Annotated in this window: 12 protein-coding genes and 1 other RNA gene; 7 read left to right on the top strand and 6 right to left on the bottom strand. The window is 72.9% G+C overall.

Translation table 11 applies throughout. The annotated features are described in order from the left end of the window. Positions 1-92: 92 nt before the first annotated feature. Together ACFWSK_RS18790 and ACFWSK_RS18785 are read right to left on the bottom strand one after the other, a co-directional pair. Complete coding sequence (locus ACFWSK_RS18790) at positions 93-266, bottom strand: hypothetical protein (RefSeq protein WP_383787189.1); 174 nt, start codon at positions 264-266, stop codon at positions 93-95. A gap of 112 nt (positions 267-378) precedes the next feature. Next, the gene (locus tag ACFWSK_RS18785; RefSeq protein ID WP_383787186.1) at positions 379-1,680 is read right to left on the bottom strand and encodes a hypothetical protein; all 1,302 of its coding nucleotides are present in this window, start codon (positions 1,678-1,680) and stop codon (positions 379-381) included. Between the two features lie 197 nt (positions 1,681-1,877). On the opposite strand from ACFWSK_RS18785, the gene ACFWSK_RS18780 reads away from it, so the two are divergent. The 5 genes from ACFWSK_RS18780 (at position 1,878) to ACFWSK_RS18760 (ending at position 6,621) form a co-directional block, all read left to right on the top strand. Beyond that, a complete protein-coding gene (locus tag ACFWSK_RS18780) occupies positions 1,878-2,918 on the top strand; it encodes an ABC transporter substrate-binding protein (protein ID WP_383787183.1) in 1,041 nt (346 codons plus the stop codon). 85 nt (positions 2,919-3,003) lie between these two features. Continuing rightward, on the top strand, positions 3,004-3,840 hold the full coding sequence (locus ACFWSK_RS18775; RefSeq protein WP_383787180.1) for a Nif3-like dinuclear metal center hexameric protein: 837 nt from the start codon (positions 3,004-3,006) through the stop codon (positions 3,838-3,840). Then, on the top strand, positions 3,837-4,580 hold the full coding sequence (locus tag ACFWSK_RS18770) for a zinc ribbon domain-containing protein (protein ID WP_383787202.1): 744 nt from the start codon (positions 3,837-3,839) through the stop codon (positions 4,578-4,580). The genes ACFWSK_RS18775 and ACFWSK_RS18770 overlap by 4 nt, the downstream gene beginning before the upstream one ends. After that, positions 4,580-5,836, top strand: a complete 1,257-nt coding sequence (locus ACFWSK_RS18765) for a bifunctional RNase H/acid phosphatase (protein ID WP_383787178.1) — start codon at positions 4,580-4,582, stop codon at positions 5,834-5,836. Before ACFWSK_RS18770 ends, ACFWSK_RS18765 begins: the two co-directional genes overlap by 1 nt. Before the next feature lie 2 nt (positions 5,837-5,838). Then, positions 5,839-6,621, top strand: coding sequence for a sulfite exporter TauE/SafE family protein (locus ACFWSK_RS18760; RefSeq protein WP_383787175.1), 783 nt, complete (start codon positions 5,839-5,841; stop codon positions 6,619-6,621). 6 nt (positions 6,622-6,627) lie between these two features. On the opposite strand, the gene eda is transcribed toward ACFWSK_RS18760, so the two are convergent. Together eda and yaaA are read right to left on the bottom strand one after the other, a co-directional pair. Next, a complete protein-coding gene (gene eda / locus ACFWSK_RS18755; protein ID WP_383787172.1) occupies positions 6,628-7,269 on the bottom strand; it encodes a bifunctional 4-hydroxy-2-oxoglutarate aldolase/2-dehydro-3-deoxy-phosphogluconate aldolase in 642 nt (213 codons plus the stop codon). 60 nt (positions 7,270-7,329) lie between these two features. Next, positions 7,330-8,130, bottom strand: a complete 801-nt coding sequence (gene yaaA, locus ACFWSK_RS18750) for a peroxide stress protein YaaA (protein ID WP_383787169.1) — start codon at positions 8,128-8,130, stop codon at positions 7,330-7,332. 159 nt (positions 8,131-8,289) lie between these two features. Here yaaA and ACFWSK_RS18745 point away from each other — a divergent pair, with 159 nt between their 5' ends. Then, the gene (locus ACFWSK_RS18745; RefSeq protein ID WP_383787167.1) at positions 8,290-9,750 is read left to right on the top strand and encodes an RNB domain-containing ribonuclease; all 1,461 of its coding nucleotides are present in this window, start codon (positions 8,290-8,292) and stop codon (positions 9,748-9,750) included. On the opposite strand, the gene ACFWSK_RS18740 is transcribed toward ACFWSK_RS18745, so the two are convergent. Together ACFWSK_RS18740 and ACFWSK_RS18735 are read right to left on the bottom strand one after the other, a co-directional pair. After that, entirely contained in the window at positions 9,701-10,558 is an 858-nt protein-coding gene (locus ACFWSK_RS18740) for a hypothetical protein (protein WP_383787165.1), read from the bottom strand. The two genes, ACFWSK_RS18745 and ACFWSK_RS18740, sit on opposite strands and share 50 nt — an antisense overlap. Beyond that, positions 10,555-11,292 (bottom strand): MerR family transcriptional regulator, encoded by a 738-nt coding sequence (locus ACFWSK_RS18735; protein ID WP_383787162.1) that lies wholly within the window; start codon positions 11,290-11,292, stop codon positions 10,555-10,557. The genes ACFWSK_RS18740 and ACFWSK_RS18735 overlap by 4 nt, the downstream gene beginning before the upstream one ends. A 327-nt stretch (positions 11,293-11,619) precedes the next feature. On the opposite strand from ACFWSK_RS18735, the gene rnpB reads away from it, so the two are divergent. Next, an RNA gene (rnpB, locus tag ACFWSK_RS18730) (RNase P RNA component class A) lies at positions 11,620-12,021 on the top strand. The last annotated feature ends 33 nt before the right edge of the window (positions 12,022-12,054 follow it).

Below are 12,054 nucleotides of genomic sequence, written 5' to 3'. Positions count from 1 at the left end.
GAAGAGGGAGTAGGGGAGCGGGGACGGAAAAAGGCGGGCCCGGTACGGCTGTTCAGCCGTACCGGGCCCACCACGTCGCGCTGTTCGCCGGCTCAGGCCGCCCTGGATTCCTCCTCGGCGGGCCTGCGGTGGCGGCCGTGCGGCTGCGCGGCCGTGTGCTCCATCGACGCACCCCCTCGGTGCTTTCCGGAGCCGCCGGCTTCGGCCCGTTGCGCGTCCGCCCCCGGCGGACGCATCTGGGTCGTGTCGGTTCGGGCTTCAGACATGTGGGAAGTCACCCCGTTGTGATCGCTTACGTGTGTGCGTCCCCGCAACCGCCATCCGACGCGGTCACCGTCGGCGTCCGCCCGGTACGGCTGCGTGGCCCAGGCCCAGAATTTAACCAGGCGGCGTGCGCCCCAGAAGAGGCGCCTGCCCCAGGGGAACCGGCTTACACACCACAGGAAGCGCGGGAGCCGCGGATGGTTCCGCTCCACTTCCGGCCGGGCGATCCGGGGCGCTCCGGCAGCACTCGTCCTCGTCCGGCGGAGCCTCCAGCAGCGCCACGGAGCACGGGGTCGCGGCATTCGCGTACGGGAGGTGCAGTACGCCGTCCCGGCTCCAGAAGCCGGAACCGGCCTGCCACCCCTCGGGCACCGCGAGCTGGTGCAGCCGGCGGCCCGCCGGACGCCACACCCCCGCCCAGCTGCCCGTGGCCCCGTCGATCCGCAGCGCCACCGCACAGCTCTCCGGCATCAGCATCTGACCCGGCTGGACGGCGAAGGGCGTCACCGCGACATCGGCCGGACGCAGGCACTCCGGGAACCGCACCGGCAGACAGCTGCCGAGCACCCCCCAGCCGAGCCGGTCGTGGCCCGGGGCGTCGGAGCGGATGAGCAGCAGCCCGCTGTCCGCGTCGGCCAGGAGCAGCCGGTCGTTGCTCTCCGGCGCGATCTGGAGCAGCGGTGTCACCTCGCCGCCCCGTTCCAGGTCGACGGCGACCGCCTTCACCGGACCGCCGCCCGGCAGCTGCCGGTCCAGTGCCAGCAGCCGGCCCGCCCGGTCCAGCCACACCCCGCCGCAACAGTGCCCCTGGACCTCGGCGACGTGTTCGGGGCCGTGCGCGCCGCCCGCCACCAGCCAGACGGCGGTGGAGTGTTCACCGGCGACCAGGGCGAAGACACTGGCGCCGTCCGGTGAGGGCGGCAGCAACGTCAGGCCGGTGCATTCGACGGCGCCCAGCGGGAGTTCACCCGTGCCGGGGCCGGTCGGGTAGAGCAGCGAGAAGGCATGGCGGCCGGCGACCAGCCGTCGGATGAGGACCCGTCCGTCGGCGAGCGGCACCACGTCGGAGTCCGGCTCCTCGGGCTGGTTCAGCGGGAGCGGCACCGCGTACGGCTCGGGCCCGTCCAGCGTCCAGCGCTCCGGGTACCAGGCCCGCTCCTCACCGGGTGCTCCCGGGGCGGCCGTGAGCCGGGCCGCGTACGAACCGTCCGCGGTGATCGTGAACGGCGGCGGTCCAGGGAGACCGGCCGGCGTGGGCGGCTCGCTCTGCGGTGTTCCCCCGGGGAGATCGTCCCCGGACGCGTCGTCACCCGTGACGGCGGCTGCCGGCTCTCCGGGCTCGCCGGGTTCCTCGGGCAGGGGCTCCACCGTGGCGGTGGCCCCGGCGGTCTCACCCTCGATGGCACAGGCAGTCATGAAGTCATCACCTCCGGCAACCGAAAGTAGTTTTCGCACTTCCTGCCGAACAACGCCAGACCTCGCCCTTCACACATAAGGGTGGCGATGTCCGTATTCGCCTGAGCGTCAGGGGGTGGTTGTGCTGGGGGTGATGGGCGTGGCTAAGGTAAGGCATTCCTAAGCAACGCCTGTGTGACCCACAACTGGAGCAAGTGATGTCCCTTCGACGCCGCGGCACCGCCGCAGTCGGCCTGGCAGTGGCTGCCGCCCTTTCCCTCTCGGCCTGCGGGAGCGACGCGAAGTCCACCGACGGGGCCAGGACCGAGGCCGGCGGCGACAAGAAGGCCGCCGTCGCCGCGGGCGGCGAGGACTTCGGGGACGCGGCGAAGAAGACGGCGGAGTACGGCACCGACGCCAAGGCCGGGACGTTCCCCCGCACCCTCACCCACGCCATGGGCAAGACCGAGCTCAAGTCGGCGCCCAAGCGCGTCGTCGTCCTGGACGTCGGCGAGTTCGACAACGTGGTGTCCCTGGGTGTGAAGCCCGTCGGTTTCGCTCCTTCGGAAGGCGACGCGGCCATCCCGTCGTACCTGGAGAAGGGCGCGGGCAGCCCGAAGAACGTGGGCACGATCAACAACCTCAACCTGGAGGCGATCGCGGGCCTGGAGCCGGACCTGATCCTCGGCAGCCAGCTGCGCGCCGCGGACAAGTACGACGAGCTCTCCAAGATCGCGCCGACCGTGTTCTCCATCCGTCCGGGCTTCACCTGGAAGGAGAACTACCTCCTCAACGCGGCGGCGCTGGACAAGACCGCGAAGGCCGAGACGGAGCTGGCCGCCTACGAGGCGAAGGCGAAGAAGCTCGGCGAGGACATCGGCCCGGACAAGCCGACGATCTCCATGGTCCGCTACCTGCCGGACAGGATCCGCCTCTACGCCAAGGCGTCCTTCATCGGCACGATCCTCGAGGACGCCGGTCTGCCCCGGCCCAAGAACCAGCAGATCAACGACCTCGCAGCGGAGATCAGCCCGGAGAAGATCGACGAGGCCGACGCCGACTGGATCTTCACCGGCGTCTACGGCGACGTGAAGGCCACCAAGCGCGACACCGCCCAGGCCAACCCGCTGTGGAAGAACCTCGAAGCGGTCAGGGAAGGCCGGGCCAAGGACGTCTCCGACGAGACCTGGTACCTCGGCCTCGGCGTCACCTCCGCGGGCCTGGTCCTCGACGACCTGCGCGCCGACCTCGTGAAGTAACGATTCGTGACCGGCTGCCGGTCCGCCCTCACGGGTCCCGGCAGCCATGGCCTGCGGGGCACGGACGGAAGGTAGCCTTTCCTCCGTGCCCCGTCTGTCTGAAGTCATCGCCGAGCTCGACGCCCTCTGGCCCCCCGAGCGGGCCGAAGGGTGGGACGCGGTCGGCACCGTCTGCGGCGACCCGGACGCCCACGTCGACCGGGTGCTGTTCGCGGTGGACCCCGTCCAGGCCATCGCCGACGAGGCCCTGACCCTCGGCGCCCAGCTGATCGTCACCCACCACCCGCTCTATCTGCGCGGTACGACGACGGTCGCGGCCACCACCTTCAAGGGCCGGGTCGTGCACGGCCTCATCCGCCACGGCGTCGCGCTGCACGTCGCGCACACCAACGCCGACACCGCCGACCCCGGGGTCTCGGACGCCCTCGCCGGCGCCCTCGACCTGCGCGTCACCGGACCCCTCGTACCGGACCCGGCCGACCCCGGGGGGCACCGCGGTCTCGGCAGGATCTGCGAGCTGGACCACCCCGAGACCCTCCGCGAGTTCGCCGCACGGGCCGCCGCCCGGCTCCCCGCCACCGCGCAGGGCATCCGGCTCGCGGGCGACCCGGACGCGCTCGTCCGTACCGTCGCCGTGAGCGGCGGGTCCGGCGACAGCCTGTTCGACGCCGTGCGCGCCGCGGGCGTCGACGCGTACCTCACCGCCGACCTGCGCCACCACCCGGCCTCCGAGGCCGTCCAGCACTCGCCGCTCGGCCTGGTCGACGCCGCACACTGGGCCACCGAATGGCCCTGGTGCGAGCAGGCCGCCGCACAGCTCGACGCGATTTCCGACCGCCACGGATGGGACCTGCGGGTCCATGTCTCGAAGCAGGTCACCGACCCCTGGACCACCCACCACTCTTCTGGAGCCCCCAACTGAACGCCGCGCCCGCCGACCAGATCCGACTCCTCGAAGTCCAGGCCCTCGACGTACGTCTGTCGCAGGCGTCCCACAAGGCCAGGTCGCTGCCCGAGCACGCCGAGATCGACGCTCTCAACAACGACCTCGCCCAGCTGCGTGACCTGCTGGTCGCCTCCCAGACCGAGGAGGGCGACACCACCCGCGAGCAGACCAAGGCGGAGCAGGACGTCGACCAGGTGCGCCAGCGCGCCGTACGTGACCAGCAGCGGCTCGACTCCGGTGCGGTCTCCTCGCCCAAGGACCTGGAGAGCCTCCAGCGCGAGATCGTCTCGCTGGCCAAGCGCCAGGGCGACCTGGAGGACGTCGTCCTCGAGATCATGGAGCGCCGCGAAGGCGCCCAGGAGCGGGTCACCGAGCTGACCGAGCGCGTCTCCGCCGTCCAGGCGAAGCTCGACGACGCCCTCGCCCGCCGCGACGCTGCGATCCGTGAGCTGGACGCCGAGGCGGCGACCCTCACCAAGGACCGCGAGGTCGTCGCGGGTGCCGTGCCCGCCGACCTCCTCAAGCTGTACGACAAGCTGCGCGCCCAGCAGGGCGGCGTCGGCGCGGCCCGCCTCTACCAGCGGCGCTGCGAGGGCTGCCGCCTGGAGCTGAACATCACCGAGGTCAACGATGTGAAGGCGGCGTCCCCGGACACCGTGCTGCGCTGCGAGAACTGCCACCGCATCCTGATCCGCACCTCGGAGTCGGGCCTGTAATGCCCGCTTCCCACCAGCTGGTCGTCGAGGCCGACGGCGGCTCCCGGGGCAACCCGGGGCCCGCCGGCTACGGCGCCGTCGTCATCGATCCGGAGACGGGCGAGCCGCTCGCCGAGGCCGCCGAGTACATCGGCGTCGCGACGAACAACGTGGCCGAGTACAAGGGCCTCATCGCCGGCCTCAGGGCCGCGAAGGCGCTGTTCCCGTCGGACGCGGCCCTGCGGGTGCACGTCCGGATGGACTCCAAGCTGGTGGTCGAGCAGATGTCGGGCCGCTGGAAGATCAAGCACCCCGACATGAAGCCCCTGGCGGCCGAGGCCGCCCGGGTCCTTCCCGCGGCCGCCGTCACCTACGAGTGGATTCCGCGCGCCGAGAACAAGCACGCGGACCGGCTCGCCAACGAGGCGATGGACGCGGGCAAGCGGGGCGAGCAGTGGGAGCCCTCGTCCTCGACGGCGGCCCTCGACGCGGCGTCCCCCGCGGTCCCGTTGGACCTCCCGCCCGTCACCGGCCCGCCCGGCGACGCCGCGGCCGGAGCGGCGAAGGCGCGTGCGGCCATGGCCTCCCGTACGACGGCCGCGCCGGCCGCCGCCTCCACTCCCCGGACCGGATGGGGGGCCGCGCCGGACCTGGGCGCGCCCGCCACGTTCGTCCTGCTGCGGCACGGGGAGACCGTCCTCACACCCGAGAAGCGGTTCTCCGGCAGCGGCGGAACCGACCCGGAACTCTCGGCCGTCGGCCGGGGGCAGGCCGAACACGCCGCGCGGGCCTTCGCCGACCGGGGCACCATCCAGGAGATCGTCAGCTCACCGCTGCGCCGCTGCCGCGAGACGGCGGCCGCGGTCGCCGGGCGCCTCGGCCTCGACGTCCGCATCGACGACGGCCTGCGCGAGACGGACTTCGGCGCCTGGGAGGGTCTGACGTTCGCCGAGGTGCGCGAGCGGTACGGCTCCGACCTGACCGCCTGGCTGGCCTCACCGGACGTGGCCCCCACGGGCGGCGGCGAGAGCTTCACCGAGGTCGCCGAGCGCGTCTCGGCCGCCCGCGACCGCCTCATCGCCCGCCACCAGGGCCGTACCGTGCTCCTGGTCACCCACGTCACCCCGATCAAGACCCTGGTCAGGCTGGCGCTTGGCGCCCCGCCGGAGTCCCTGTTCCGCATGGAGCTCTCGGCGGCATCCGTATCGGCCGTGGCCTACTACGCCGACGGCAACGCCTCCGTGCGGCTCCTGAACGACACCTCTCACCTGCGGTAGCCGTGGCCTGGCCGACGGAACTGCTCGGCTTCGCCGCGGGCCTGCTGATCTCGGTGGCGACCGCCCCGGTGGGGGTGTCCGGCGCGGTGTTCCTCCTGCCGGTCCAGGTCAGCGTGCTCGGGGTGCCGAGTCCCGCGGTGACCCCGACCAACCTGCTCTACAACGTGGTGGCCGGCCCCGGGGCGCTCCTGCGCCACCACCGCGCCGGCCGGCTGCGCGGACCGCTGACCCGTCTGCTCATCCTCGGCACGGTGCCCGGCGTGGTCGTCGGAGCGCTGATCAGGGTCTTCGCCGTCCCGGGCCCGGCGGTCTTCCGCCTCTTCATCGCCGTACTCCTGCTGCCCCTGGGCGCCTGGCTGTGCGCCCGCACCCTGCGCCCCGCGCACCATGCCGCCGCGGCCGGGCCCTCGCCCCGCACCACGACCGGGCTCGCGCTGGCCGTCGGCGTCGCCGGGGGCATCTACGGGATCGGTGGCGGCTCCCTGCTCGGCCCGATCCTGGTCGGACGCGGAGTCCCGGTCGCCAAGGTCGCCCCCGCGGCCCTCGCCGCCACGTTCGTGACCTCCGTCGTGGGCGCGGCCACCTACGCGCTGCTGTCCCTGACGACGAGCGCCGCCGTCGCGCCCGACTGGACCCTGGGTCTGGCCTGCGGGCTCGGCGGACTCTGCGGCGGCTACCTCGGGGCCCGCCTCCAGCCCCGGCTGCCCGAAACCGCGCTGCGCCTGCTGCTGGGCACCATGGCCCTCACCATCGGAGCGCTGTACGCCGTCCAGGCCGTGCGCTGAGCGTCCTCAGCCGCGCAATGCCGACGCCTCGCGCGCCAGTCGCTCCACCCGGTCCCAGTCCTTCGCCGCCACGGCATCGCCCGGCACCATCCAGCTGCCGCCCACGCAGCCGACGTTCGGCAGGGCCAGATACGTCGGTGCCGAAGCGAGCGAGATGCCGCCCGTGGGGCAGAACCTGGCCTGGGGGAGCGGTGCGGAGAGCGCCTTGAGATAGGCGGTGCCGCCCGCCGCCTCGGCCGGGAAGAACTTCATCTCCGTGACCCCGCGCTCCAGCAGCGCGACCACCTCGGAGGTCGTGGAGACGCCCGGCAGGAACGGCACCCCCGACGCCTTCATGGCGTCGAGCAGCGTGTCCGTCCAGCCGGGGCTCACCAGGAAGCGGGCCCCGGCGGCCATGGTGTCGCTGACGTCGCGTACGGAGATCACGGTCCCCGCGCCCACGACCGCGTCCGGGACCTCGGCCGCGATCGCCCGGATGGCATCGAGCGCCGTCGTCGTCCGCAGCGTCACCTCGATCGCGGGAAGCCCGCCGGCGACCAGGGCCCTGGCCAGCGGCACCGCGTCCGCCGCGTCCTCCAGGACGACGACGGGGACGACGGGTGCGAGATCCAGGACGGAGGGCACGGCGACAGGAGCAGGTGAGGTCATGGCCTCATCCTGCCGCGCCGACACACTCCACGCAACGAGCGTTGCGTATGCTGCAACGTCTCAGTGGATCTCCGTGACCACCACGTCGAGCGCCCATGCCCGCCCGGCCCGCTCCGGGGCCTGCGCCTCCACCACGAATCCGAGCCCCCGCAACACGTCCACCAGCTCCGCGGGGCCCTTCGGCCGGGCGCCCGCCATGAGCAGCTCGCGCACCATCCGGCCCTTGGTGGCCTTGTTGAAGTGGCTGACCACGGACCGCTTCTCGACCCCGTTCACCATCTGGGACTGCAGGACCCGCACGCTCGCCGTCCGCTCGGCGACCGCGCCCTTGGGCGTCCACGCGCCGGTATAGGCCGAGGACCGCAGATCCAGCACGAGCCCGTCCCCGGCGGCCTCCGGCATGACCTCCGCCATCGGGGCCCGCCAGTACGCGCCGAGCGCGCCGAGACCGGGGAGCTTCACGCCCATCGAGCAGCGGTACGAAGGAATCCGGTCGCCCACCCGCACCGCGCCCCAGAGCCCGGAGAAGACGAGCAGCGACTTGTTGGCCAGCCGGCGGGCCGCGGTGTCCAGCGAGGCCAGGTCCAGCGCGTCGTACAGCACACCGGTGTAGATCTTCCCGGCCGGACGGGTCCCCGCCGTGCGGAGCTCGGCGTTCTTGGCGATCTCGCCGCGCAGCCCCTCGCTCAGCCCGAGGACGTCGCGGGCCTTCTCCTCGTCCGCGATGCACAGCTCGACGAGCTCTCCGAGGATCGCCTCCCGGGCGGCGGCCAGACCCGGCAGGGAAAGGTCCTCCGCCTTCAGGGGCGCACCACGCCCCGAGGCGGCCTTTCCTTCGGAGGGCGGCAACAGCACGAGCACGGGGTCTCCTTCGTACGCAAGCGGGCCCTGCAAGGGTACGGGCTGCTGAGGAGGTGCCCGGGTCGTCCACCTGGCCGGCGGTGGGTTGGGCGGGGCCCTCCGGAGTGTCCACACACGGGCCGGGATGCCCCCGCCCCGCCCCCGCCCTACGCTCGGGACATGCCCCGCCGCCATCTCCACGTGACCGGCCCAGCGGACACCCCCCTGCGTACGGCCCTCTGCAGCCTGCGCGCCGAGCTGAAGCTGCCCGGGACGCCCGACGCCCCCGACGCGTTCCCGCCCGACGTGCTCGCGGAGGCGGAGGACGCCGCGAGGGCGCCGGACCTCTCGGCCCACGAGGACGCGACGGAACTCCCCTTCTTCACCATCGACCCGCCCACGTCCACGGACCTGGACCAGGCGATGCACCTGGAGCGGCGCCCGCACGGCTACCGGGTCCGGTACGCGATCGCCGACGTCGCCGCCTTCGTCCGGCCGGGCGGGGCCCTGGACGCCGAGGCCCACCGCCGGGTGACGACGCTGTACTTCCCCGACGGCAAGGTGCCGCTGCACCCGCCCCTGCTCTCGGAGGGCGCCGCCAGCCTGCTCCCCGGCGAGACCAGACCGGCCGTGCTCTGGCAGATCGACCTCGACGAGGAGGGCGGCGCGGTCACCACGGACGTGCGCCGCGCTCTCGTGCGCAGCCGGGCGAAGCTCGACTACAAGGGGGTCCAGCAGCGGATCGACGCGGGTACGGCCGAGGAGCCCCTGGCCCTGCTCAGGGACATCGGAAGGCTCCGCGAGGAGCAGGAGGTCGCCCGGGGCGGCATCTCACTGAACGTGCCCGAGCAGGAGATCGTCGAGCGGGGCTCCACGTACGGCCTCGCCTATCGCGCGCCCCTGCCCGCCGACGGCTGGAACGCCCAGATCTCCCTGCTCACCGGCATGGCCGCCGCCCGGCTGATGGCGGACGCGGGCACCGGCATCCTGCGTACGCTGCCCATCGCCCCGGACGGCGCCGTCGCGCTGCTGAGGCGCTCCGCGCAGGCCCTGCGCATCGACTGGCCGCACCACGTGCCGTACGCCCAGCTCATCCGTTCCCTCGATCCGAGGAAGAGCAGCCACGCGGCGTTCCTCCAGGAGTGCACCACGCTGCTGCGCGGAGCCGGGTACACGGTCTTCGATAACGGTGAGCTGCCCACACCCGCCGTGCATGCCGCCGTCGCCGACCTCTACACGCACTGCACGGCCCCGCTGCGCCGGCTCGTCGACCGGTACGCGGCCGAGCTCTGCGTCGCGGCGGTCGCCGGCCGGGAGACCCCGCAGTGGGTGCGGGAGGCGCTTCCCGCGTTGCCCAGGGAGATGGCCGACGGCACGCGCCGCGCCAACACGGTGGAGCGCGAATCCGTCGACCTGGTGGAGGCGGCGCTGCTCAAGGACCGGGTGGGTCAGATCTTCGACGGGTACGTGGTCGACGTCAAGGACCCCGCGTCTGCCGTCGGAACCGTCCACATCGAGGACCCGGCGATCGTCGCCCGGATCGAGGGGACCACGGCCGGGCTCCCGCTGGGGGAGCGGTTGCGGGTCCGGCTCATGCAGGCGGAACCGGGTTCGGCGAAGGTGCTGTTCGCGCCCGCGTGAGGGCGGCGACCGCGGCTCGCGGGTCGTCGGCGTGGAAGCGCACCGTACGGGCCAGGCCGGGCTTCCCGAGTGGACGTACGAAGCCGACGGGGGCGGTCAGTTCCACGGTCACGGTGGTCTGGCTGCCCACCGCGAGGTCGAGCACCCCGTCCGGGCTCAGCTGGACCAGCCTGCCTTCGGGATAGCGCCGGTCGACCCGCGCGGAGGCCACCGCGGCGGCGGGGACGACGAGATCGAAGAGCCCGCCGTACCGGACACGGAGCGAACCGTCCGCACCGATCACGTGCGGCCGGGTCACACACGCCGCGTGCAGGGCGAGGACGAGGAGCACGCCGTACACGTCGACGACGAGCAGGACGGCGTGGACGACGGGCCACGGGATCACCAGCGCGAGCGCCACCGTCTCGATGACGGAGACGAAGACGAGGCCGTACATCATCGCGGTCTGCGGCCCGGTGTAGGGGACGGCCAGGGCGCCGTCGGGCACGGCGTGACGGCGGCGCACGACCCACAGCGCGAGGCTGTACAGGGCCCGTATCTCGTGCGCGAGGAGCCTGCGGACCGGTACGGGGACCAGGGCACGCATCCCGTCGCGCAGCGCCTCCCGGCGGCCGGAACCCGCCCGGCGGCCGGCCGCGTAGAGCCGCCGCAGCGCCCAGCCCTCCAGGACCAGGGCGGCGAGCACCAGCAGTTCGGCTCCGAGCAGGACCGTGGCCGGTATCCGTACTCCGGCCACGAGGCACACCAGCAGGGGCAGTTCCACGGGCAGCACCACCCATGCCAGCATCCGCGCCACCCGCACCCTCATCGCCTCCTGCCCTTCACCCTGTCCGTCATGGCGGTCATCACCCGGCGTACGACCTCGGCCTGCGCGGGCGGGTAGTCGGCGAGCAGCGCCTCGCCGAAGCCCGTCACTACCGGGCCCCTGTCCGGGACCGACTCCAGCGCGGCGTCGGGCACCGCGGCGGCCAGGTCGGCGGCCAGCGGAGCGATCCGCGGATCGTCCGCAGGGGCGGACGCCAGTTCGTCCAGCCGCTCGTACAGCCTGAGTACAGCCGGATCGTCGGCCAGCGCGCGCAGCGCCGCGACCCCCTCGCTGCCCATCCCGGTGGTATCGAGCAGCGCCAGATGCTCGCGGTCCTTGGCGGCGGCCGGTGAGAGCGGGGACGAGGTCCCGAGCAGTTCGGCCAGCTCGGGCGAGACGGGCTCCCCGGCCCCCACCGGCCGCTCCAGCAACGCGGCCAGCCGCCCGCGCCGGTCCCGGATCTCCTGCTCCTGGCGGGCCAGATCGGCATCCAGCTCGCCCAGCACCTCGACGAGCTCGCGCCCCGCGTCGTCGGCGAGGACATCGCGTACCTCGTCCAGCCCGAGCCCGAGCTCGGTGAGCCGCCGGATGCGGGCCAGGAGCACGGCATCGCGCACGCTGTACGTCCGGTAGCCGTTCCCCCGGCGCTCGGGCTCGGGCAGCAGCCCTATGTGGTGGTAGTGCCGAATGGCCCGGGAGGTGACTCCGACGAGCGCGGCGATCTCTCCGATGCGCATGAGCCCAGTAGAAACCTTGCCGCCGCGTCAAGGTCAAGCGCGACAGGGAACGATCCGCCTTCCGGCGAGTCCGCGCAGCCCTGTGCCACGATCGGGGGAAGAAGTCCCATCTCACGGGCGGCGGGTCGACCGATGTCCCAATCTGGCGAGCGACCGAGGAAGGGGCGTGACATGGGTGCCGTGCCGCATGAACCGCTCACGCAGGCGGCCGTCCTAGGCACTCTCTCTTCCGGCCCCCTTCTCCTTCGACCTGGAGTCCGGGGCGTTCGTCTGAACGCCCCGTCCGGCTGCCCCGGGTCCGGCGGGTAGCATGGGCGGCACGGCAGACGAGCCGGGCGGACGGCCGCGTGGGGATCTTCGGATCCTCCCGAGGAACGTCCGGGCTCCACAGGGCAGGGTGGTGGCTAACGGCCACCCGAGGTGACTCGCGGGACAGTGCCACAGAAAACAGACCGCCCGGGACCTCGGTCCGGGGTAAGGGTGAAACGGTGGTGTAAGAGACCACCAGCGCCTGAGGTGACTCAGGCGGCTAGGTAAACCCCACCCGGAGCAAGGTCAAGAGGGGTCGTCGCAAGACGGCTCTGCGTGAACGTTCGAGGGCTGCCCGCCCGAGTTCACGGGTAGACCGCACGAGACCGGTAGCAATGCCGGTCCTAGATGGATGGCCGTCTCCCCGGCCGCCGCGAGGCGACCGGGCGACAGAACCCGGCGTACAGCCCGACTCGTCTGCCGCCAAAGGCCTGTGACCAGGGAACGCATTGG

Source organism: Streptomyces sp. NPDC058620 (genome assembly GCF_042717135.1).
Classification (GTDB): Bacteria; Actinomycetota; Actinomycetes; order Streptomycetales; family Streptomycetaceae; genus Streptomyces.
The sequence above is the reverse complement of the archived record's forward strand: the minus strand, read 5'-3'. Positions and strand labels throughout refer to the sequence as shown.

Bases quoted from the DNA above. Each gene is read 5' to 3' on its own strand.
- ACFWSK_RS18790 (WP_383787189.1), bottom strand. From the start codon at position 266: ATGTCTGAAGCCCGAACCGACACGACCCAGATGCGTCCGCCGGGGGCG.
- ACFWSK_RS18785 (WP_383787186.1), bottom strand. From the start codon at position 1,680: ATGACTGCCTGTGCCATCGAGGGTGAGACCGCCGGGGCCACCGCCACG.
- ACFWSK_RS18780 (WP_383787183.1), top strand. From the start codon at position 1,878: ATGTCCCTTCGACGCCGCGGCACCGCCGCAGTCGGCCTGGCAGTGGCT.
- ACFWSK_RS18765 (WP_383787178.1), top strand. From the start codon at position 4,580: ATGCCCGCTTCCCACCAGCTGGTCGTCGAGGCCGACGGCGGCTCCCGG.
- eda (WP_383787172.1), bottom strand. From the start codon at position 7,269: ATGACCTCACCTGCTCCTGTCGCCGTGCCCTCCGTCCTGGATCTCGCA.
- ACFWSK_RS18745 (WP_383787167.1), top strand. From the start codon at position 8,290: ATGCCCCGCCGCCATCTCCACGTGACCGGCCCAGCGGACACCCCCCTG.
- ACFWSK_RS18740 (WP_383787165.1), bottom strand. From the start codon at position 10,558: ATGAGGGTGCGGGTGGCGCGGATGCTGGCATGGGTGGTGCTGCCCGTG.
- ACFWSK_RS18735 (WP_383787162.1), bottom strand. From the start codon at position 11,292: ATGCGCATCGGAGAGATCGCCGCGCTCGTCGGAGTCACCTCCCGGGCC.